Source organism: Streptomyces sp. NPDC001914 (assembly GCF_042891215.1).
In the GTDB taxonomy this organism is placed as follows: Bacteria; Actinomycetota; Actinomycetes; order Streptomycetales; family Streptomycetaceae; genus Streptomyces.
In genome coordinates this window covers 139,805-159,837 of record NZ_JBIASW010000013.1, presented here as the reverse complement: position 1 = coordinate 159,837, position 20,033 = coordinate 139,805, and the positions used below count along the sequence as shown (strand labels likewise).

At 70.8% G+C, this 20,033-nt stretch carries 19 protein-coding genes and 1 pseudogene; 6 read left to right on the top strand and 14 right to left on the bottom strand.

Features of this window, described 5'->3' with window-relative positions; all coding sequences use genetic code 11:
• Window positions 1–194 precede the first annotated feature (194 nt).
• Complete coding sequence (locus ACFYYF_RS30820) at window positions 195–1,445, top strand: PTS transporter subunit EIIC (protein WP_388780772.1); 1,251 nt, start codon at window positions 195–197, stop codon at window positions 1,443–1,445.
• A gap of 69 nt (window positions 1,446–1,514) precedes the next feature.
• On the opposite strand, the gene ACFYYF_RS30815 is transcribed toward ACFYYF_RS30820, so the two are convergent.
• Complete coding sequence (locus ACFYYF_RS30815; protein WP_388780771.1) at window positions 1,515–2,267, bottom strand: MBL fold metallo-hydrolase; 753 nt, start codon at window positions 2,265–2,267, stop codon at window positions 1,515–1,517.
• Between the two features lie 253 nt (window positions 2,268–2,520).
• Here ACFYYF_RS30815 and ACFYYF_RS30810 point away from each other — a divergent pair, with 253 nt between their 5' ends.
• On the top strand, window positions 2,521–2,988 hold the full coding sequence (locus tag ACFYYF_RS30810; protein WP_361681534.1) for a type II toxin-antitoxin system PemK/MazF family toxin: 468 nt from the start codon (window positions 2,521–2,523) through the stop codon (window positions 2,986–2,988).
• A gap of 334 nt (window positions 2,989–3,322) precedes the next feature.
• On the opposite strand, the gene ACFYYF_RS30805 is transcribed toward ACFYYF_RS30810, so the two are convergent.
• The 7 genes from ACFYYF_RS30805 to clpS all read right to left on the bottom strand — a co-directional run bounded on the left by ACFYYF_RS30805 (window position 3,323) and on the right by clpS (window position 8,173).
• A complete protein-coding gene (locus ACFYYF_RS30805; RefSeq protein WP_388780770.1) occupies window positions 3,323–4,273 on the bottom strand; it encodes a PLP-dependent cysteine synthase family protein in 951 nt (316 codons plus the stop codon).
• 16 nt (window positions 4,274–4,289) lie between these two features.
• Window positions 4,290–4,568, bottom strand: coding sequence for a MoaD/ThiS family protein (locus tag ACFYYF_RS30800; RefSeq protein WP_037619201.1), 279 nt, complete (start codon window positions 4,566–4,568; stop codon window positions 4,290–4,292).
• Between the two features lie 117 nt (window positions 4,569–4,685).
• A complete protein-coding gene (locus ACFYYF_RS30795) occupies window positions 4,686–4,787 on the bottom strand; it encodes a putative leader peptide (RefSeq protein WP_339129578.1) in 102 nt (33 codons plus the stop codon).
• A gap of 79 nt (window positions 4,788–4,866) precedes the next feature.
• Entirely contained in the window at window positions 4,867–5,289 is a 423-nt protein-coding gene (locus ACFYYF_RS30790) for a M67 family metallopeptidase (RefSeq protein ID WP_361681527.1), read from the bottom strand.
• A gap of 112 nt (window positions 5,290–5,401) precedes the next feature.
• Window positions 5,402–6,853: an amino acid permease gene (locus tag ACFYYF_RS30785; protein WP_388780769.1), complete on the bottom strand. Its 1,452-nt coding sequence runs from the start codon at window positions 6,851–6,853 to the stop codon at window positions 5,402–5,404.
• A gap of 343 nt (window positions 6,854–7,196) precedes the next feature.
• On the bottom strand, window positions 7,197–7,802 hold the full coding sequence (locus ACFYYF_RS30780) for a DUF2017 domain-containing protein (protein WP_361681521.1): 606 nt from the start codon (window positions 7,800–7,802) through the stop codon (window positions 7,197–7,199).
• A 53-nt stretch (window positions 7,803–7,855) separates the two neighbouring features.
• Complete coding sequence (gene clpS / locus ACFYYF_RS30775) at window positions 7,856–8,173, bottom strand: ATP-dependent Clp protease adapter ClpS (protein ID WP_037619207.1); 318 nt, start codon at window positions 8,171–8,173, stop codon at window positions 7,856–7,858.
• A gap of 120 nt (window positions 8,174–8,293) precedes the next feature.
• Here clpS and ACFYYF_RS30770 point away from each other — a divergent pair, with 120 nt between their 5' ends.
• Together ACFYYF_RS30770 and ACFYYF_RS30765 are read left to right on the top strand one after the other, a co-directional pair.
• A complete protein-coding gene (locus ACFYYF_RS30770) occupies window positions 8,294–9,622 on the top strand; it encodes a nicotinate phosphoribosyltransferase (RefSeq protein ID WP_388780768.1) in 1,329 nt (442 codons plus the stop codon).
• 207 nt (window positions 9,623–9,829) lie between these two features.
• Complete coding sequence (locus ACFYYF_RS30765) at window positions 9,830–10,414, top strand: isochorismatase family protein (RefSeq protein ID WP_388780767.1); 585 nt, start codon at window positions 9,830–9,832, stop codon at window positions 10,412–10,414.
• A gap of 443 nt (window positions 10,415–10,857) precedes the next feature.
• Here ACFYYF_RS30765 and ACFYYF_RS30760 read toward each other — a convergent pair whose 3' ends face one another.
• A complete protein-coding gene (locus ACFYYF_RS30760) occupies window positions 10,858–11,193 on the bottom strand; it encodes a hypothetical protein (protein WP_361681513.1) in 336 nt (111 codons plus the stop codon).
• A 131-nt stretch (window positions 11,194–11,324) separates the two neighbouring features.
• The gene (locus ACFYYF_RS30755) at window positions 11,325–13,679 is read right to left on the bottom strand and encodes an immune inhibitor A domain-containing protein (RefSeq protein WP_388780766.1); all 2,355 of its coding nucleotides are present in this window, start codon (window positions 13,677–13,679) and stop codon (window positions 11,325–11,327) included.
• A gap of 436 nt (window positions 13,680–14,115) precedes the next feature.
• On the opposite strand from ACFYYF_RS30755, the gene ACFYYF_RS30750 reads away from it, so the two are divergent.
• The gene (locus tag ACFYYF_RS30750) at window positions 14,116–14,406 is read left to right on the top strand and encodes a hypothetical protein (protein WP_388780765.1); all 291 of its coding nucleotides are present in this window, start codon (window positions 14,116–14,118) and stop codon (window positions 14,404–14,406) included.
• A 105-nt stretch (window positions 14,407–14,511) separates the two neighbouring features.
• On the opposite strand, the gene ACFYYF_RS30745 is transcribed toward ACFYYF_RS30750, so the two are convergent.
• The 3 genes and pseudogenes from ACFYYF_RS30745 to ACFYYF_RS30735 all read right to left on the bottom strand — a co-directional run.
• Entirely contained in the window at window positions 14,512–15,231 is a 720-nt protein-coding gene (locus ACFYYF_RS30745) for an RDD family protein (RefSeq protein ID WP_365490015.1), read from the bottom strand.
• Between the two features lie 63 nt (window positions 15,232–15,294).
• Window positions 15,295–15,933, bottom strand: a complete 639-nt coding sequence (locus ACFYYF_RS30740; RefSeq protein WP_388780824.1) for an RDD family protein — start codon at window positions 15,931–15,933, stop codon at window positions 15,295–15,297.
• Window positions 15,934–16,959: 1,026 nt separating this feature from the next.
• Window positions 16,960–17,589 (bottom strand): annotated as a pseudogene (locus tag ACFYYF_RS30735) (DUF2510 domain-containing protein); the annotation flags it as partial.
• 278 nt (window positions 17,590–17,867) lie between these two features.
• On the opposite strand from ACFYYF_RS30735, the gene ACFYYF_RS30730 reads away from it, so the two are divergent.
• On the top strand, window positions 17,868–18,386 hold the full coding sequence (locus ACFYYF_RS30730) for an SsgA family sporulation/cell division regulator (RefSeq protein WP_361681498.1): 519 nt from the start codon (window positions 17,868–17,870) through the stop codon (window positions 18,384–18,386).
• Window positions 18,387–18,540: 154 nt separating this feature from the next.
• Here the strand turns inward: ACFYYF_RS30730 and ACFYYF_RS30725 are convergent, their stop codons facing one another.
• Window positions 18,541–19,956 (bottom strand): FAD-binding oxidoreductase, encoded by a 1,416-nt coding sequence (locus ACFYYF_RS30725; protein ID WP_388780764.1) that lies wholly within the window; start codon window positions 19,954–19,956, stop codon window positions 18,541–18,543.
• Between the last annotated feature and the right edge of the window lie 77 nt (window positions 19,957–20,033).

Here is a 20,033-nt window from a genome sequence, read left to right as displayed (position 1 = left end):
GGTCCGGGGGCCTTCGGCATGAACGGAACCAGTTATTCCCGTTATGGCCGAGGCCACAAAATTCGGACCTTCCTCATCCGGCCTTCACCATGCTAGAAACAGGTCTACACCACTGGTGGTGTAGACCACATGGTCGCTGCCGACCTCTGTCGTACCTTCCCGTCCCCCGGCAGCGCCCAGCGCATGGAGGAACTATGAGCACCGCCACCGTCTCGGCGGCACCCGCGAAGAAGCGGGGATCCGGCCTGTTCCAGGGCCTGCAGAAGGTCGGCCGCAGCCTGCAGCTGCCGATCGCCGTACTTCCGGCGGCGGGCATCCTGCTCCGCCTCGGCCAGCCGGACGTGTTCGGCAAGGACGGCCTCGGCTGGAACAAGGTCGCCTCCGTGTTCGCCACGGCCGGCGACGCGGTGTTCAGCAACCTGCCGTTGCTGTTCTGCGTCGGCATCGCCATCGGCTTCGCCAAGAAGGCCGACGGCTCCACGGCACTGGCCGCGCTGGTCGGCTTCCTGGTCTACAAGAACGTGCTGACCGCGTTCCCCATCACCGAGGCCAAGGTGACCAAGGGCGCGGACGTCGCCGCCACGTACAACGACCCGAAGGTCCTCGGCGGCATCGTCATGGGCCTGATAGCCGCCGTCACCTGGCAGCGGTTCCACCGCACCAAGCTGCCCGACTGGCTCGGCTTCTTCAACGGCCGTCGCCTGGTCCCGATCCTGATGGCCTTCATCGGTACCGCCGTCGGCGTCTTCTTCGGCCTGGTCTGGGAGCCCATCGGCGACGTCATCACCAACTTCGGTGAGTGGATGACCGGTCTCGGCGCCGTCGGCGCGGGCATCTTCGGTGCGATCAACCGCGCGCTTCTCCCGGTCGGCATGCACCAGTTCGTCAACACGGTGGCCTGGCAGGAGATCGGCTCCTACAAGGACGCGTCGGGTGCCCTGTGGCACGGCGACCTGCCCCGCTTCTTCCACGGCGACCCGACCGCCGGTCAGTTCATGACCGGTTTCTTCCCCATCATGATGTTCGCGCTGCCGGCCGCCGCCCTGGCGATCACGCACACCGCCCGCCCCGAGCGCCGCAAGGTCGTCGGCGGCATGATGATGTCCCTCGCGCTCACCTCGTTCGTCACGGGCATCACCGAGCCGATCGAGTTCGCGTTCATGTTCATCGCGCCGGTCCTGTACGTGATCCACGCCGTCCTGACCGCCCTGTCGATGGCCGTCACCTGGGCCCTGGGCGTGCACCACGGCTTCAGCTTCTCGGCCGGCGCGATCGACTACGTCCTGAACTGGAACCTGGCCACCAAGCCCTGGCTGATCATCCCGATCGGCCTGGTGTTCGCAGCGATCTACTACGTGGTCTTCCGCTTCGCGATCGTCAAGTTCAACCTCGCCACCCCGGGCCGTGAGCCCGAGGAGGAGATCGAGGACCTCACCAAGGCGTGAGCCGTCCCGCTACGGCCGAAGGCCCCCGGAACCGTCTGGTTCCGGGGGCCTTCGCGCACGCGTTGGACGTCAGATCTCGTACATGGCCCCCGGAACCGCCAGGTCCACCGGGCCGGGGTACGCCGCGCGGGCGTCCGTCAGGTTGGTGGCGGCGTCCGTCCACGGGGGGATGTGGGTGAGGACGAGGCGGCGGGCGCCCGCCCGGGCCGCGGTCTCGCCGGCCTCCAGGCCGTTGAGGTGGAGGCCGGGGATGTTCTCCTTGCCGTGGGTGAACGCGGCCTCGCACAGGAACAGGTCCGTGTCGCGGGCGAGTTCGTCCAGGGTCCCGGTCACTCCGGTGTCGCCGGAGTACGTCAACGACCGTCCGCCGTGCTCCACCCGGATGCCGTACGCCTCCACCGGGTGCGCCACCCGTTCGGTGTGCACGGTGAAGGGGCCGATCTCGAACGTGGACGGCTTGACCGTGTGGAAGTCGAAGACCTCGCTCATGGAGGAGGCGGTCGGGGTGTCGGCGTAGGCCGTGGTGAGGCGGTGCTCGGTGCCCTCGGGGCCGTAGACCGGGAGCGGGGCGCAGCGGCCGCCGTCGTGCCGGTAGTAGCGCGCGACGAAGTAGGCGCACATGTCGATGCAGTGGTCGGCGTGCAGATGGCTCAGGAAGATCGCGTCGAGGTCGTAGAGACCGCAGTGGCGCTGCAGCTCGCCCAGGGCACCGTTGCCCATGTCGAGAAGCAGCCGGAAGCCGTCGGCCTCGACGAGGTAGCTCGAGCAGGCCGATTCCGCGGACGGGAACGACCCCGAGCAGCCGACGACGGTGAGCTTCATAAAGCAGAAACCTCCGCTGGCGGGTGACTACTGGAAAGGGGGAGGACGGGGGTCGTGCGGTCCGTCGAGCGTAAGGCGCAAAAGGGTTGGTCGCTCCTCCGCCAGGGGCTGTTGTGGGCGAACTCACCTGTGCTGTCACCGGTTCGGATGGACGTGAGGGGTGGCGTTTGGATCAGTTCGCACACCCCTCCCCCGGCGGCGGGTGTCGTCGCAGGGCGGGCGGGGGCGCGAGAGCGCCGGTACCTTCTTTGCTGTGGACACGTCCTGGTGGCTCGCGTTGGCGGCGGTGGTTCTGCTCGCGCTGGTCGCGACGCTGGTGGACGGCTGGGGGCGCCGCGGGCGCCGGCCGGCCGGGCGGACGCGTCCGCCGGGCCGGGGGCCTCGCCGGGGCGGGACGCGGCGCGGCGGGCCGCTGCCGCGGGCGGCGGAGATCTGGTGGGCGAACGTCCCCTACGAGGACGGGCCGGGGGCCAAGGACCGGCCGTGTCTGGTGCTGGTGGTGCGCGGCAAGCGGGTGACCGTCGCGAAGATCACCAGCAAGTACCACGACGAGCGGCCCGGGGTGATCCCGCTGCCTCCGGGTGCCGTGGGGGATGCCCAGGGGCGGCCGAGTTTCCTGGAGACGGACGAACTGCGGGAGGTGCCGGTGGGCGACTTCCGGCGCCGGGTGGGCGTGGTCGACCCGGTCCTGTGGGACCAGGTCCGCTATCTGGCGAGCTGAGCCACTCCGGCGGCCGCGCGGAAACGGCGAACGGCTCGCGAAACGGCAGACCCCTCGCGGAACGGCGAACGCCTTGCAGAACGGCGAGCCTCACGGAGCAGCGAGCACTTCGCGGAACAGTGATCGGGCACCTCGCGGAACAGCAAACGCCTCGCAGAACAGCGGGCACCTCGCGAAACAGCGAACGCCTTACGGAACAGCGGGCACCTCACGGAACAGCGAACGCCTTACGGAACGGCAAGCACCCTGTGGACGGCAAGCGTCTCGCGGAAACGGCGAGGGGCGCGGGAACCGTCGGCCGGTTCGCGCGCCCCTCGGTGAATCCGGTCCGTGGCTACGCCCAGAGCTGGCCCTGCAGTGTCTCGATGGCCTCTTCCGTCGTCGCCGCCGTGTAGACGCCCGTCGACAGGTACTTCCAGCCGCCGTCCGCGACCACGAAGGCGATGTCGGCCGGCTCTCCGGCCTTGACGGCCTTGTTGCCGACGCCGATCGCGGCGTGCAGCGCTGCTCCGGTGGAGACGCCGGCGAAGATGCCCTCCTGCTGGAGGAGTTCCCGGGTGCGGGTGACCGCGTCGGCCGAGCCGACGGAGAAGCGGGTGGTGAGGACGGAGGCGTCGTACAGCTCCGGTACGAAGCCCTCGTCCAGGTTCCTGAGGCCGTAGACCAGGTCGTCGTAGCGCGGCTCCGCGGCGACGATCTTGACGCCCGGCTTGTGCTCGCGCAGGTAGCGGCCGACGCCCATGAGGGTGCCGGTGGTGCCGAGGCCCGCCACGAAGTGGGTGATGGACGGGAGGTCGGCGAGGATCTCCGGGCCCGTCGTGGCGTAGTGGGAGCCGGCGTTGTCCGGGTTGCCGTACTGGTAGAGCATCACCCAGTCCGGGTGCTCGGCGGAGAGTTCCTTGGCGACGCGCACGGCGGTGTTGGAGCCGCCGGCGGCCGGGCTGGGGATGATCTCCGCTCCCCACATGCCGAGCAGGTCACGGCGTTCCTGCGAGGTGTTCTCGGGCATCACGCAGACCATGCGGTAGCCCTTGAGCTTCGCCGCCATGGCCAGGGAGATGCCGGTGTTGCCGCTGGTGGGCTCCAGGATCGTGCAGCCCGGCGTCAGACGGCCGTCCTTCTCCGCCTGCTCGATCATGTGGAGGGCCGGCCGGTCCTTGACGGAACCGGTCGGGTTGCGGTCCTCCAGCTTCGCCCAGATACGGACGTCCGCGGACGGCGACAGCCGCGGCAGGCGCACCAGAGGGGTGTTGCCCACCGCGGCGAGCGGGGAGTCGTAGCGCATCGAGACCCGTGTCCGATCAGGCCATGCCGCCGGCGACGGCCGGCAGGATGGTGACGTTGTCGCCGTCGGTCAGCTTGGTGTTGATGCCGTCGAGGAAGCGGACGTCCTCGTCGTTGAGGTAGACGTTGACGAAGCGGCGCAGCTCGCCGCCGTCCACGATCCGGGCCCGGATGCCCGCGTGACGGGTGTCGAGGTCGGTGAACAGCTCGGCAAGGGTCGCCCCGCCGCCCTCGACGGCCTTCTCGCCGTTCGTGTAGGTGCGGAGGATGGTGGGGATGCGGACCTCGATGGCCATGGTTGCGGGCTCCTGTCGGAAGAAAGTCGGCTCGGACGACGCGCGGCATGGCAGCGCGGGCAGGACTAGGGGTACGCCGGTTGCGGGGCCGCGGCTCTCCGGCCGTACGGCGGCAGGTCAGTGCGTACAGATGGCGCTCTGCAGCCTGCAGAGGTCGACGTGCAGGCGCGCCACGAGCAGCATGCCCGGCGTCTTGTCGCTCACGTCGTTCAGAACCATGGGCTCATCGTATCGATTCCCGGTACCGGCCCCGGAGTGTGATCTCGCATTCCGGACGCTTTTGGGTCGAGGCGTGAGATCAGTAGCTCTCCACGACCTTGACCTCCTCCTCCGTGACCTCGCCGTCCACGATCCGGTAGGAGCGGAACTGGAACGGGCCGGCGTCGTCGGTGTCCGCGGTGGAGACCAGGACGTAGTGCGCGCCGGGCTCGTTGGCGTAGGCGAGGTCGGTGCGGGAGGGGTAGGCCTCGGTCGCGGTGTGCGAGTGGTAGATGACGACGGGCTCCTCGTCGCGGTCGTCCATCTCGCGGTAGAGCTTGAGCAGGTCGCCGGAGTCGAACTCGTAGAACGTGGGCGAGCGGGCCGCGTTGAGCATGGGGATGAAGCGCTCGGGGCGGCCGGTGCCGGCGGGGCCCGCGACGACGCCGCACGCCTCGTCGGGGTGGTCCTGGCGCGCGTGGGCGACGATCTGGTCGAACAGGGCCTCGGTGATGGTCAGCATGCTGGTCAGGATAGACAGAAGGGCCGTCCCGTACCGAGGCGTGGTACGGGACGGCCCGTATGCCGGACGTCCTGAGCGGTGGCCCGGGTGGGCCGGGCGTCCGTGGTGGCGGTCAGCCGATCTTCTCGAGCTCCGGCTCGCGGCGTTCGGTGACCTGGGGGTTGCGCGCCTTGAGGATCGCCCAGCCGGCGGCCAGGACGGCGGCCCAGACGGCCATGACGTACAGGGAGATGCGGGAGTCGGCGTCGTAGGCGATCAGGCCGGTGACGAAGAGGAGGAACGCGACCGCGACGTAGCTGCACTTCGCGCCGCCGGGAGCGGGGAAGGACGAGGCCGGCAGCCGGCCGGCGTCGACCGCGCGGCGGTAGAGGATGTGGCTGACGAGGATCATCAGCCAGGTCCAGATGCCGGCGCCGGTGGCGATCGAGGTGACGTAGCCGAACGCCTTCTCCGGGACGACGTAGTTCAGGACGACGCCGATGCCCATGAAGAGGACGGAGACCGTGATGCCGAGGGCCGGGGTCTTCGTGGCGGACAGCTTGCTGAAGGCGGTCGGGGCCTCACCGTTGTCGGCGAGGTTCCGCAGCATGCGGCCCGTGGAGTACATGCCCGAGTTGCAGGAGGACAGGGCGGCGGTGAGCACCACGAAGTTGACGATGCCGGCGCCGGCCGGGATGCCGATCACGGCGAACGCCTTCACGAAGGGGCTGACCCCCGGCACGAACTCGGTCCACTTCACGACGCAGAGGATGACCGTGAGGGCGCCGACGTAGAAGAGGGCGATGCGCCACGGGAGGGTGTTGATGGCCTTCGGGAGGGTCTTCTCGGGGTTCTCTGACTCGCCCGCGGTGACGCCGACGAGCTCGACGGCGAGGTAGGCGAACATGACGCCCTGGAGGGTCATCAGGGACGAGCCGATGCCGTTGGGGAAGAAGCCGTCGAACTGCCAGAGGTTGCTGACGGAGGCGGTGTCACCGGCGGAGCTGAAGCCGAAGGTCAGGACGCCGATACCGATGACGATCATGCCGATCAGGGCGGTGACCTTGACCATCGAGGCCCAGAACTCGATCTCGCCGAAGACCTTCACCGAGATCAGGTTGGCCACGAAGAGGACGACCAGGAAGACCAGCGCCGACACCCATTGGTGGATCGACGGGAACCAGTAGTGGATGTAGATGGCGGCGGCCGTGAGCTCGGCCATGCCGGTGACCACCCACATCAGCCAGTACGTCCAGGCCGTGAAGTAGCCGAAGAACGGGCCGAGGAACTCGCGGGAGTACTCCGCGAAGGAGCCCGAGACGGGGCGGTAGAGCAGGAGCTCGCCGAGCGCCCGCATGATGAAGAAGATGATCACGCCCGCGAGGGCGTACATCACGATGAGGCTGGGGCCGGCCTTGGCGATGTTCGCCCCGGCGTTGAGGAAGAGGCCGACGCCGATGGCGCCGCCGATCGCGATCATCTGGACCTGACGGCTGCCGAGCCCGCGCTCGTACCCCTCTTCGGGGGCGTCGCCGCCCACGGCCTCACTGCCGTCGTACTGCTTGCCGACCTGCGATGAGGTCATGTCTGGTGCGCCTTTCTCCATACCGGAACGAGCCAGTACCTCGGCTTCGCATCGGCTTCCGATCCCCCCGGACAGGTGGAGCTTGTGCCTGGCCGGCGATCCGCCGGCTCGGTGGCGCACCCGGCGGGACGTGGGTGGTGTCCTGCCGGGCGGTCGTGAAGATTTATCACGGCGGCGGCGTTGATCGGTTGAGGCTGATGTCGCGCAGACCACAGGAAGAACCGGACAAAACGTCGAACCGCGCCCCAAAGGGCGCGGTTACGGTGACGTGATCGTTATTCGGATTTGAGCGTCCTCTGAGCGAACACTCAGGCCGGCGTGCCCTGCGACATACCGATATGGATCAGGACATAAGGGTGGCGACCAGGGTCTCCTGGAGACCGCCGAGCCAGAGATAGGCCATCACCATCGGCTTGCGCGGGTCCTCGTCGGGGAGGCGGTAGAGGAGTTCGGTGTCCTCCTCGTCCACGACGTCGAGCCGCGAACCGATGGCGAGCCGCAGGTCGTTCAGGGCGCGCAGCCACTGCTCGGACTCCGCGGCGGTCAGTTCCAGGACCGCTCCGCCGTCGCCGCCGGGCGTCAGCGCGTCCAGCGAGCGGACCACCGCGAGGGCGTTCTCGCGCTTGCCCGCGCGCAGGTCGTTCTCGGTGAAGCGGCGGAACTCCGAGGAGTGGGCCCGCTGCTCCTCGGCCTGCTCGGGCGTGCCGGCCTCGACGCCGGGGCCGCTGTAGGCGTCGGGGAACAGGCGCTTGAGCACCGGGTCGCTCGGCGGCTCGCTCGGGCCCTCGGCGAACAGCTCGGCCAGCGGGTCGGCGGAGGCGTTCTCGGCGGGGCCGGGACCGATGAGCTCCAGGAGCTGGACGGCGAGGGAGCGGATGATGGAGATCTCGACCTCGTCGAGCGCGACGGCCGCGCCGCCGCCGGGGAGCGGTTCGAATTGTCCGGGCATGGAGTGAGTTCGCTACTTCCGGTCCTGCGGGCGGTCGGTTGACAGGGGGCCGGCTACTTCCGGTCCTGCTGAAGGGTGGCCCACAGACCGTAGCCGTGCATGGCCTGCACGTCGCGCTCCATCTCCTCGCGCGTGCCGCTGGAGACGACGGCCCGGCCCTTGTGGTGGACGTCCATCATCAGCTTGGTGGCCTTGTCCTTGGAGTAGCCGAAGTACGTCTGGAAGACATACGTCACGTAGCTCATGAGGTTGACCGGGTCGTTGTGGACGATCGTGACCCAGGGGACGTCCGGCTCGGGTACGGCGAAGACCTCCTCCGCCGACTCGGTCTTCTCGATCTCTAGAGGTGCGGGAGCCGTCACATCGCCCATGCTCCCACCCCAGGGGGGCAGCCGCATAAACGACCTCGGGAACCGGGGTTCGGACGCCCCGGGAAACTCCGCCCCCGACAGAAATCGTCAGACTGACGAAATGGGGGTACGATCCCTGCCATGAACACAGCGGACCTTGGGCTGCCGGTGGCTGTTCCCTCTACGGCGCTCTTCACTGACCAGTACGAGCTGACGATGCTGCAGGCCGCGCTCGCGGCCGGGACCGCCGAGCGGCGCTCGGTCTTCGAGGTCTTCACCCGGCGGCTGCCCGAAAGCCGGCGCTACGGAGTCGTCGCCGGCACCGGACGCGTCCTGGACGCCGTCGAGAACTTCCGGTTCGACCCGGACGTCATCGGGTTCCTGCGTGAGCGCGGGATCGTGGACGAGCCGACGCTGGAGTGGCTCGCCTCCTACCGCTTCGGCGGGGGCATCTGGGGCTACCCCGAGGGCGAGGCGTACTTCCCCGGCTCGCCCCTCCTGCGGGTCGAGGGCAGCTTCGCCGAGTGCGTGCTCCTGGAGACGGTGATCCTCTCGATCCTCAACCACGACTCCGCCATCGCGGCGGCCGCATCGCGCATGTCCTCCGCCGCCGGCACCCGGCCGCTGATCGAGATGGGCGCCCGGCGCACCCACGAGCTGGCCGCGGTGGCCGCCTCGCGCGCCGCGTACGTCGGCGGGTTCACCAGCACCTCCGACCTGGCCGCCGGTTTCCGCTACGGCATCCCGACCGTGGGCACCTCCGCGCACGCCTTCACCCTGCTGCACGACAAGGAGCGGGACGCCTTCCGGGCCCAGGTGGACTCGCTGGGCCGCGGCACCACCCTGCTCGTGGACACCTACGACGTCGCCGAGGCCGTCCGCACGGCCGTCGAGGTCGCCGGGACCGGCCTCGGCGCGGTGCGCATCGACTCCGGTGACCTGCTGCTCGTCGCCCACCGGGTGCGCCGGCAGCTCGACGAGCTGGGCGCGACCGAGACGAAGATCGTCGTGACCTCCGACCTCGACGAGTACGCCATCGCCTCGCTCGCCGCGGCACCCGTGGACGCGTACGGCGTCGGCACCCAGCTCGTGACGGGATCCGGCCATCCGACGTGCTCGATGGTCTACAAACTGGTCGCCCGAGCGGAGTCGGCCGACCCGGAGGCGCCTCTGGAGCCGGTGGCGAAGAAGTCCACGGGCGGCAAGACCTCGATCGGCGGCCGCAAGTGGGCCGCGCGGCGCCTGGACGGGCAGGGGGTCGCGGAGGCCGAGGTGATCGGCGTCGGACCCGTGCCCGCCGAGCTGGCCGACCGGCAGCTCCTGGTCCAGCTGGTCAAGGGCGGACAGGTCCTGTTCCGCGAGCCGCTCGACGTCGTGCGCGACCGGCACGCCGCGGCCCGCGCCCGGCTGCCGCTGTCGGCCACCCAGCTCTCGCGGGGCGAGCCCGTGATCCCCACCGAATACATCTGAGACGCCCGGGACGGGTGGTGCGGTCGTGACCGGGGTGGCACCGCGCATGAACCCTCGGTGAGCGGGAATGCAACGGCAGCGTGCCCGTGCGGGCCGCGGAAGCCGAATGCCCCCTCCCGCACCACCCCGGAATTCTCTAGGCTCGGAAGTTCAACGGCCGGGCCCGCACCCTTGTCTGCCGCCCCCCATAGCCGAAGGACTCAGCCCATGCGCCGCGCCTTGATCGTCGTAGACGTGCAGAACGACTTCTGCGAGGGAGGCAGCCTCGCCGTGGCCGGCGGCGCCGACGTGGCCGCCGCCGTCACGGAGCTGATCGGGCAGGCCCCCGCCGGCTACCGGCACGTGGTCGCCACCCGCGACCTGCACATCGCTCCCGGGGGCCACTTCGCCGACAACCCCGACTACGTGCACTCCTGGCCCGCGCACTGCGTGGCGGGCACCGAGGGAGTGGGCTTCCACCCGAACTTCGCCCCGGCCGTCGCCTCCGGCGCGATCGACGCGGTCTTCGACAAGGGCGCGTACGCGGCCGCGTACAGCGGCTTCGAGGGCGCCGACGAGAACGGGCTGCCGCTGGGCGACTGGCTGCGCGCCCGCGGGATCGGCGAGGTGGACGTGGTCGGCATCGCGACCGACCACTGCGTGAAGGCCACCGCCCTGGACGCGGTACGGCAGGGCTTCCGCACGACCGTCCTGCTGGACCTGACGGCCGGAGTGGCGGAGGAGACGACCGAGCGGGCGCTGGAGGAGATGCGCACCGCCGGAGTCGAACTCACGGGCAAGCCGGTGGTCTGAACCCGGCCTGTGCTCTGAGCGTGGCCGGTGGCCTGAACCCAGCCGGTGCCCTGAGCCGGGCCGGTGGTCTGAACCCGGCCGGTGCCCTGAGCGGGGCCGATGCCCTGAGCCGGGCCGGTGGTCTGGACCCGGCCGATGCTCTGAGCGGGGCCGGTGCCCTGAGCGGGGCCGGTGGTCTGGACACGGCCGGTGCCCTGAGCGGGGCCGGCGCCCAGAGCGGGGCCGGTGGTCTGAACCCGGCCGATGCTCTGAGCGGGGCCGGTGCCCTGAGCGGGGCCGTCGGCTTGAGCCTGAGCTCGCCCCACGCGGGCCGCCGTGGCGCGGGGCCCGGCCGTCCGTGGTCCGGACCCGTCACGGAGTGGGCAGCGTGATGCGACGGAGCGTGTCCTGGTCGGCGTCCACCGAATCCGCCCCATCCACCGCATCCACCGCGTCCGCGCAGGTCACGGCTGGGGTGCCGGGCGTCTGAGCAGGGTCCTGACCGGGTGCCACAGCTCCTGGGTGAGCTCGGTGCAGCCGCTCTCGGGAGCCGTGCGCCATATGAGCCCGTCCGGGTGGTGCAGGACCGCCGTGATCTCGTCGGGGGTCGGCGGGGCCGTGTTGCCCCGCAGGTAGACGGCACGCAGGCCGAGGTTGCGCAGCCTGGTCAGGGCGCGGGCGCGGTTCGGCGCGACGACCAGGAAACGCACGCAGCCGCCCGCCGGACCTGCCGGGCTGGGCAGGTTCAGCGCCACGACGACGCTGCCGTTCGGCAGTCTGCAGAAGCCTCCTGCGGCCATGCGGTCACACCCCCGTGCGAGTCGGTTCAGATGTCGGTGTCAATAAGCCAGGCACAGGAGGCACCTAAACACGATCGGCGGCAACCCGCCAGGGGTTGCCGCCGATACGCTTCTGACCTGCAGAAATGCTGCTACTTCACCGCGGGGCCGACCTTGAGGGAGATCGTCGAGCCGTCCTTGGCCTGCTTGACGATCTCGATCTTGGTGTTGGTGTCAGTGACCTTGACACCGCCGGTCGGGTTCCGGTTGTCGTAGTAGTCGCTGGTGTGGTCGTTGAAGACCGACACCCCCTTCGACGACGGAATCTTCGTGGCGACGTCCGCGCTGTGCAGCGTGATACCGCTCGTGCGGTAGAGGCTGAACGGCGAGTCGTAGGCCTGGATGCGGTTGCGCATCAGCGTGCCGTTGTCCCACCACAGCGCCTTCGAGTGCGAGTCGACCGGAAGCGCGAGGCCGACACCCGGGTGCTGGCTGGTGTTGTTGTCCGCCTGCGAGGTGTCCCACTTCCAGATCAACAGGCCGGTCTGGTACGGGTAGTGCTCCACCCAGTCCGGACGGGTCGTCGAGAAGCCGAAGTTGTACGGGCCGACCTTGAGGGTCTTGTCGTACGACACGTACTGGCGGTTCTCCGCGAGGTAGTACTGCGCGTAGTCCTTGGTGAACGAGGCGCCGATGCGGGAGAAGCCGGCGGCGGTCCAAGCGGCGTCGGCCGACTCGGCGTTGTCCGAGAAGAGCGCGGTGCCGTCGGCGGTGACGCTGATCTCGTCGGCCGCGAAGCCCTTGAGTGCCACGCCGCCGTCGCTCTGGTAGCGGAAGCGGAGGTCGATCTTCTTGCCCGCGTAGGCGTCGAGCGGGAACACGAGCTTCTTGTACGCGTCGACCGTGCCGGTGAGGGCGGGCTTGTCGCTGCCGTCACGCGGGATGGCGGCGCCGTCCACCGTGCCGTCCAGGGCGGTCCAGTTGGCGCCGCCGTCGGTCGAGACCTCGGTGTAGAGGTAGTCGTAGTTCGCCTCGATGTCGTACCAGCCGTCGAGGGTCAGCTTCGCCGACGACTTGCCCGTGAGGTCCACGGACCGGGTCAGCGTGTTCTTCAGGTTGTCACCGCTGCCGCTCCACCACTGGGACGAGCCCTGCGCGGGGTTGACGACCGTGGTCGTGACCGCCTTGTCCGGCAGCGAGACGACGAGCGCCTGCTTGTCGAACGTGTTGTACTCGGCGACGCCCAGCTTGTGCGTGGACTGCTTGCCGGCCTTGGCGGTGTCGTAGTTCAGCCAGCCGAGCTGGAGCTTGTCCCAGGCGTTGAAGTCGCCGGGGAGGTCACCGATGGACTGCTTGCCGGTGCCGAGCCACGAACCCGAGGACATCAAGGTCCAGAAACCGGTGGAGTTGTCGCCGCCGGCGGTGTCGTAGTGGTCCGGCAGACCGAGGTCGTGGCCGTACTCGTGGGCGAAGACGCCGAGTCCGCCGTTCTCCGGCTGGATGGTGTAGTCGCCGACCCAGATGCCGGTGTCGCCGACCTGCGCGCCGCCGAGCTTGTTGTCGGCGGGACCCGTGGCGCCCGCGTCGGTGCCGAAGGCGTACCAGCGGTGGGCCCAGATCGCGTCGGTGCCCTGGACGCCGCCGCCCGCGGACTCGTCCTCACCGGCGTGCACGATCTGGAAGTGGTCGATGTAGCCGTCGGGCTCGTTGAAGTTGCCGTCGCCGTCGAAGTCGTAGCGGTCCCACTGGTCGAACTTCGCCAGGTCCGCCTTGATGGCCGCGTCGGTCTTGCCGGCCGCCTTCTGCTGGGCGACCCAGGCGGTGACGCCGTCGCTGACGACGTTCCACACGCTCGGGCAGTTCGTGCTGCCGCAGACGTTGTTGCCGTAACGGGCCTCGTTGTACGGGACCTTGACCCAGTCGGCGACCTCGCCGTCCACCGAGTAGCGGCCCGAGGACTGCGTCTCGTAGAACTTCTTCATCGACTCGACGTTCTTGCCGGTGCCGAAGTAGAGGTTCTGGAAGTGCTTCTGGTTGTAGTCCGCCTGCCAGGCCGTGCTGTTGTCCTTCTTGCGGTCCGGCGCGGCGATCTTGTTGTGCAAGGGTCCGGCGGTGCCACCGAACTTGGGGTCCGTCTTGTCGCCGAACTCCACCAGGATCGTGAAGATCTTGTCGGTCTTCTCGCGGCCGAGTTCGACGTACTTGCTGTCGCCCTTCTTGCTCTTGAGCTGGACGACCTGCGAGCCGTTGCGCTTCTGCACCTTGGCGTCGCCGGATATGACCTGGTTCAGCGCCTCCTGGCGCTGGGCGTCCTGGGTCTTGCTCAGCGGTCCGTCGAGGTCGTGGTCGACCGTGTTCTTGACCGGCTGGGGGTCGTGGCGGTCCACGACGGGTGACGATGAGGCCGAGTCGGCCTGCGCCACGGCGTACGTCGAGAACGTGGCGGTGGCCGCCGCGAGGGCGACGCCCACCGCAGCTGCTCTGAACGTCCATGGTCTGTTGGTCACTTGATGTCCTCCCCCGCGCACGTTCGCGCGGAGGGGGTTCCGGGTCATGGAGGTCCGCGCGCGTCTACGCGATTCAAGTGACGACATTTGACCGGAGTTACGAAAGAAAAAACAGATCTTGACTTGAACCTGGCAAGTGCATTATGCGGAGCCCCCGTTCGCTATCCGGACGACCCGCGAGCCCCCCAACAGGCGCGCTTTCAAGCCCTCTTGGCGGCCACGATGAATCCGTGCGCCCCCTGTGCACCGGCACCGTGGGTAAGGTCACGCTTACCGGACGTTCCACTCGGGCATGCAGGCGAATAGAGTCGATTGGCGGACGTCGGAAGCCGGCGGACAGCCACGTCGACACCGTTGTCCCACCCCGACATCCATCCGCACTCCCCCATCGCGAGAGGCACCGGGGGGAGAACCCCCATCCGAGGACACGATTGCCATGCCTCGTCCGACCGCCGCACAGCTCGCCTACGGTTCCTGCACCGTGATCTTCTCCACACTCGCCATGCTGCTGCTGTCACAGACGAGTTCGAGTCTGGGGATCGTGCTGATCACCCTCTCGGCGCTCGCTCTCGGACTGCTGGTGGCCATGACGGTCCCGCTGCCGAAGCCCGCGCCGGCCACCTCGGCCGTCGTCCACCGGCGAGTACCCGCGCAGCGCGAGACCGCGTCCGTGTCCGCCTCCGCGTCCTCCGCGCCCGAGCCCGTGCGCGAACCCGCGGGGCCCTGAAGCCGCGTACGCGCCGGTACCCCGGCCGCCCGCGACCTCGTACCGGAAGGGCGGGTCCGTGACCACGGACCCGCCCTTCCGGTGTGCGCACGTCACCGGCGGGCCTCAGCCGGTGTCGACCACCACCGTCTTGGCCGCCTTGTCGTGCAGGCCCTGCTTGTAGGGCTTGTCGAAGAAGCTCCAGCCGCCCGCGATCGCCGTCCAGATGCAGGCGCAGCAGAACGCGAACGGGATCCACAGCACCAGGGCGCGGACCAGGGAGGTCTGCACCGAGGGCGTGGAGCCGTTGTCGAGGTTGGCGACCCGGTGGTTGAACAGCCGCTTGCCGAGGGTCTGGCCCGTCTTGCTGATCATCACGGTGTCGTACGTCACGTAGAGCACGGCGGCCACCAGGGACTGCCCGAGCGACTTGCTGTACTCGATCTTGTTCGAGTCCACGTCGTACTCGGTGACCCCGAACGCCCAGGACAGCAGCCACACCACGATGCCCACCAGGATCATGTCCAGGATCCTGGCCAGCACCCGCTTGCCGCTGTCCGCGAGCGGCGGCATGCCGGCGAGCGGGTCGCCGCCGTAGGGGCCGCCACCGCCGTAGGGGTCACCGCCGCCTGGGTGCTGACCCCCACCCTGGTACGGGCCGCCGCCTTCGCCGTACGGACCGCCGCCGAACGGGGGCGGCTCGCTCCCGTACGGCGGGGTCCGGTCGCCGGACGGGGGCGGCGGGTCGTACGGGGAGCCCGCGCCCTCACCGGGCGGGGGCTGCTTCTTGAAGGGGTCCTCGTCCGGTGGCCGGCCGGAGTCCGGGGGCGGCGGTTCGCTGCTCATGGCCCGAGTCGACCGCGAACCCCCGGGCTCCGCATCCGGCGAAGGGCCGTCCGGGGGACGGGATTACCGGGCCGGGCCCGCCACGAACGTGTGCGCCGCCTTGTCGTGCCAGCACTGGTTCCAGGGCTTGTCGAACAGGCCCCACACGACGCCCACGAGTCCGACGACCAGCAGGGACGGCACGCTGAGGACGAGCCAGCGGCCAAGTGCCCTGCCGAACGTGGGCGGTTCGTGACCCTCGATGTCGCGGACCTCGATGCCGCACAGCTTCTTGCCGAGGGTGCGGCCCCACTTGGCGGTGGGCAGGACTTCGTAGAGGACGCCGAGGACGAGGAGGACGGCGAGGACCGCGCCGAGGCAGGAGGCCGTCGTGGCGTCGAGGAGCCAGACGGTGACCTTCTCTCCGGACAGTTTGGCCGCGTCGATCTTCTCGTCGATGTGGTCGACCGCCCTGGTGCCCAGCGGTACGGCTGCCGCCGCGGTGACGCCGGCGACGACGACGGTGTCCAGCAGCCGGGCGGCCAGCCGTCGGCCGAGGCCGGCCGGACGGGCCGCCGCCTGGCGCCGTGCGGCCGCCTGGAAGGGATCGTCCACCGGCGGCTTCCACGGCGCGACCCGCTGCCCCTCGTCGGCCGGGTCGCCCGCCAGCTGATGCACCTGCTGAGCCCAGGAGGGCTGCCCACCGCCGACGCCGGAGGCCATGGGGGTGGCACCGGAGGGCTGTTGCGGGACCCCGGCACCGGCCACCTGGCCGGCACCCGGGGCGCCGGCACCCGGAGCGGCGCCGGGAGCGGCGGAGGACCCGGCCGAGGGAGCGGCGAACGGGCCGGACCCGCCTGGCGCGACGGCCGCACCGGCCCCGGCGGCGGCACTGGACGGGGTGACCCCGGCAGGGGCCCCGGACGCGGCGGACGGCGCCGAGCCCGCAGCAGCGGGGAACGGGCTGGACGCGCCTGGCACGGCGGACGCAGGAGCGCCGGACGGACCGGACGCGGCGGACGGACCGGAACCGGCGGGCGTGGCGAACTGCCCTGCCACGGCAGGGGTGCTGGACGAGCCGGAGGCAGGGGATGCGGCGGGCGTCCCCGCCCCCGCGGGCAGGGCAGGCGAACCGGCCCCGGCAAGTGCGGCAGATGCCTCTGCCCCGGCGGGCCCGGCACCGGCAGGCTGGGCATACGGGCCGGACCCGGCGGGCGCGCCGGACGGTGCGGACCCGGCAAGTGCGGGCGGCTGCCCGGCCCCTGCGGGGGGCGCGTACGGGCCCGACCCGGCGGGTGCGGGCGGCCGCCCCGACACGGCCGGCGGTGCGTACGGGCCGGACCCGGCGGGTGCGAGGGGCTGTCCCGTCCCGGCCGGCGGTGCGTACGGGCCCGACCCGGCGGGTGCGGGTGACTGCCCGGAAGCGGCCGCCGGCCCGAACGAGCCCGGCGCTGCGGGTGCCGGGGACGTGCCGAAGGCGGAGGGGGCCGGGGACGCGCCCGAGCCGGAGGCGGCCGGGGGCGTGGCGGAGCCGGTGGGCACGCCCGGCGCACTCGCCGGGGTCGTGCTCCCGTCCTGCCGCTCCGTACGCGGGGAGGGCGCACGGAACCTCGTGTCGCCCTCGGCGGCGCCGGCCCCCGCTCCGCCCGGACTCGCCTCGCCCGCAGGGCTCGTGCCCGTACCGTCCGCGTATGCCTCGCCCTCCGGACCGGTGGGGCGGCGGAAGACCACCGGCCCCGGGGACGCGGGGGGCTGGGCGGCGGCGGGCGGAATCGTCGTCGTACCGTCCGTGCGCGCCGACGCCCCGTCAGGCCGGTTCACCGCGTCGGCAGATGCGGCGGCACGCGGATCACGCGGTCCTGACCCCTTCGGCGCGCCCCAGGACACCTTGCGGTCCTGGCCCCCGCCGAAGCCGGACTGCTGGGAGCGGTCGGCGCCCCACGAGACGGCCGGCTCGGGCCGGCTGCCGTGCTGGGAATCGGACTGGCCGGCACGGAGGGGCTGTTCGGGGGCGGCGCCCGAAGACCCGGCGCCGGCGCCGTGGGCCTCGGCGGAACCGGCGTCGTGCGGCTGTTCCGGGGCGCCGGTGTCGGGCTGCGGGTCCTCGTCGAAGAAGTGCGGGCCCGTCTCCTCCACGGCGGGAGTGCCCGTATGCCCGCGTGCAGCCCCGAACTCGGGGGACGACGCCGGAGCGGGCACGTGCGCGGGGCGAGCGGCGGCCGGCGGGGAAAGCGCCTCGCCGCCGGACGGTGCGGGACGGCTCGTGCCCGGCACCCAGGCGGCGCCGTTCCAGTACCGGACGTATCCAGGGATGGAGGGGTCCGGGTAATACCCTTCGCGGGGCCTGTCGTCACCGGGGGCCGGGGTTGGGGCGCTCATGTCCGTCGTCCCGTATCTGCTCGGGGGTCGTGTGGGACGTCCACATCTACCAGACCGGCGCACGCGTCACGGCCGGTCCCGCCGTACCCACTCCTTTCGGGCAGGGTTCCGCCCCCTCGTGCGGCCGGACGTCCGAGGCTGTGGAGCGCGGGCCCGAAGAGGGGCCGAGGCGGGCCCGAAAGTTTTCTCCGAACCCGCGTAATGGTCGCGGCGCCGGGCGCTCTCCACTCGTACGGGCCCGTCCCAGGAGCCCGTACGACGAAAGGGAGCGCATCGACATGCACACCGTGGTGGAACGCGAGCTCGAGCTTCATCTCGTCCTGTCGCCGGAACACAGCATCCCGGTGCCGGCGCGCCTGAGGTACCGCGCCGACGACCCGTACGCCGTCCGCATCACCTTCCACGTCGGCACCGATCATCCCGTCAACTGGACATTCGCCCGCGAGCTGCTGGTCGAGGGGGTGTTCCGGCCGTGCGGCCACGGCGACGTACGGGTGTGGCCGACGAAGGTCGGCGGCCGGAGCGTCGTCCTGATGGCGCTGAGTTCGCCGGACGGCGACGCGCTGCTCGAAGCGCCCGCCGCGCAGGTCACCGCCTGGCTGGAGCGCACGCTCAGGGCGGTCCCGCCGGGCACGGAGGCGGGGCAGCTCGGCATGGACGCCGGTCTGGCCGAACTGCTCGCGCCGTCCCCGAGGCTCTCGGCCTCGCTCGACCCGACGGGAGGGCCGTCCCCCGACGATCTGTGGCTGCGCGACCCCTGGCCGTCCGACGAGTCGACGGACGGGGACCCGTCCTGAGCGGACGGTGGGCGGCCTCGACCTGGCCGGCGGACGGTGGGCGGCCTCGACTCGGGCGGCGGACAGTGCGCGGCCGGCGGACGGTGAGCGGCCACGACCCGGGCGGCGGACGGTGAGCGGCGCTGCCGGACCGGTGGGCGGCCGGTCCCCGACGTCAGAACAGCTTGCCCGGATTGAGCAGGCCCAGCGGGTCGAAAGCCGTCTTGATCGCCCGCTGCATCTCCACGCCCACCGGGCCGATCTCGCGGGCCAGCCACTCCTTCTTCAGCACGCCCACGCCGTGCTCACCGGTGATCGTGCCGCCGAGCTCCAGGCCGAGGGCCATGATCTCGTCGAAGGACTCGCGGGCGCGCCGCGACTCGTCGGGATCGGTTGCGTCGAAGCAGACGGTGGGGTGCGTGTTGCCGTCGCCCGCGTGCGCGCAGACGCCGATCGTCAGCGCGTACTTCTCCGCGACGCGCTCGATGCCGTCGAGCATGTCGCCGAGCCGGGAGCGCGGCACGCACACGTCGTCGATCATCGTGGTGCCCTTGACCGCTTCGAGCGCGGTGAGCGACAACCGCCTCGCCTGGAGCAGGAGTTCGGACTCGGCCGCGTCCTCGGCGGGCACCACCTGGGTCGCGCCCGCCGCCTCGCAGAGGGCGCCCACGAGGGCGAGGTCGGCGGCCGGGTCGTGGGTGTCGAAGGCGGCGAGCAGCAGCGCTTCCGTGGTCTCCGGGAGGCCCATGTGCGCGAGGTCGTTGACGGCCTTGACGGTCGTACGGTCCATCAGTTCGAGCAGGGAGGGGACATGGCCGCCCTCCATGATCTTGCAGACGGCGTCGCAGGCGGCCCGCGCCGATCCGAACTCGGCGGCCAGGACGAGCTGCTGGGGCGGCTGCGGCTTCAGGGCGAGGACGGCCCGTACGACGATGCCGAGCGACCCCTCGGAGCCCACGAAGAGGCGGGTGAGGTCGTACCCGGCGACGCCCTTGGCGGTTCTGCGCCCGGTGGACATCAGCCGTCCGTCGGCGAGGACGACGTCCAGGCCGAGGACGTACTCGGCCGTCACGCCGTACTTCACGCAGCACAGGCCGCCGGAGGCCGTGCCGATGTTGCCGCCGATGGTGCACATCTCCCAGCTGGAGGGGTCCGGCGGGTAGTACAGGCCGTGTTCGCCGACGGCGCGGGAGAGCGTGGCGTTGACGACACCGGGTTCGACGACGGCGATGCGGTCGACCGGGTTGATCTCCAGGATGCGGTCCATCTTCACCAGGGACAGCACCACGCAGCCGTCACTGGCGTTGGCCGCCCCGGACAGGCCGGTACGGGCGCCCTGCGGGACGACGGGGACGCGCAGTTCGGTCGCGACGCGCATGACGTGCTGGACCTGCTCGACCGTGCGCGGCAGGACGACCACGGCGGGTGTGCCCGCCTCGCAGAAGCTCGCCATGTCGTTGGCGTACGAGGCCGTGACGTCCGGGTCGGCGAGCACGGCCTCGGCCGGCAGACCGCTCAGCAGACGGTCGAGGAGCCCGCCGGCCGCGGCTGTGTCCTCGTCGCGCGGGGCTTCGATACGGCTCATGATCACAGGGTCGCACCCGGGGCCATCGGTGTGAACCCCATTCGCGGGAGGCTTCGCATGCCGGGGTGCGGTCTTCGTATTGA

Excerpts from the sequence above, each read along its gene's own strand:
- ACFYYF_RS30820 (WP_388780772.1), top strand. The coding sequence starts at position 195 with ATGAGCACCGCCACCGTCTCGGCGGCACCCGCGAAGAAGCGGGGATCC.
- ACFYYF_RS30815 (WP_388780771.1), bottom strand. The coding sequence starts at position 2,267 with ATGAAGCTCACCGTCGTCGGCTGCTCGGGGTCGTTCCCGTCCGCGGAA.
- ACFYYF_RS30805 (WP_388780770.1), bottom strand. The coding sequence starts at position 4,273 with ATGCGCTACGACTCCCCGCTCGCCGCGGTGGGCAACACCCCTCTGGTG.
- ACFYYF_RS30800 (WP_037619201.1), bottom strand. The coding sequence starts at position 4,568 with ATGGCCATCGAGGTCCGCATCCCCACCATCCTCCGCACCTACACGAAC.
- ACFYYF_RS30795 (WP_339129578.1), bottom strand. The coding sequence starts at position 4,787 with ATGGTTCTGAACGACGTGAGCGACAAGACGCCGGGCATGCTGCTCGTG.
- ACFYYF_RS30790 (WP_361681527.1), bottom strand. The coding sequence starts at position 5,289 with ATGCTGACCATCACCGAGGCCCTGTTCGACCAGATCGTCGCCCACGCG.
- ACFYYF_RS30785 (WP_388780769.1), bottom strand. The coding sequence starts at position 6,853 with ATGACCTCATCGCAGGTCGGCAAGCAGTACGACGGCAGTGAGGCCGTG.
- ACFYYF_RS30780 (WP_361681521.1), bottom strand. The coding sequence starts at position 7,802 with ATGCCCGGACAATTCGAACCGCTCCCCGGCGGCGGCGCGGCCGTCGCG.
- clpS (WP_037619207.1), bottom strand. The coding sequence starts at position 8,173 with ATGGGCGATGTGACGGCTCCCGCACCTCTAGAGATCGAGAAGACCGAG.
- ACFYYF_RS30770 (WP_388780768.1), top strand. The coding sequence starts at position 8,294 with ATGAACACAGCGGACCTTGGGCTGCCGGTGGCTGTTCCCTCTACGGCG.
- ACFYYF_RS30765 (WP_388780767.1), top strand. The coding sequence starts at position 9,830 with ATGCGCCGCGCCTTGATCGTCGTAGACGTGCAGAACGACTTCTGCGAG.
- ACFYYF_RS30760 (WP_361681513.1), bottom strand. The coding sequence starts at position 11,193 with ATGGCCGCAGGAGGCTTCTGCAGACTGCCGAACGGCAGCGTCGTCGTG.
- ACFYYF_RS30750 (WP_388780765.1), top strand. The coding sequence starts at position 14,116 with ATGCCTCGTCCGACCGCCGCACAGCTCGCCTACGGTTCCTGCACCGTG.
- ACFYYF_RS30745 (WP_365490015.1), bottom strand. The coding sequence starts at position 15,231 with ATGAGCAGCGAACCGCCGCCCCCGGACTCCGGCCGGCCACCGGACGAG.
- ACFYYF_RS30740 (WP_388780824.1), bottom strand. The coding sequence starts at position 15,933 with ATGGCCTCCGGCGTCGGCGGTGGGCAGCCCTCCTGGGCTCAGCAGGTG.
- ACFYYF_RS30730 (WP_361681498.1), top strand. The coding sequence starts at position 17,868 with ATGCACACCGTGGTGGAACGCGAGCTCGAGCTTCATCTCGTCCTGTCG.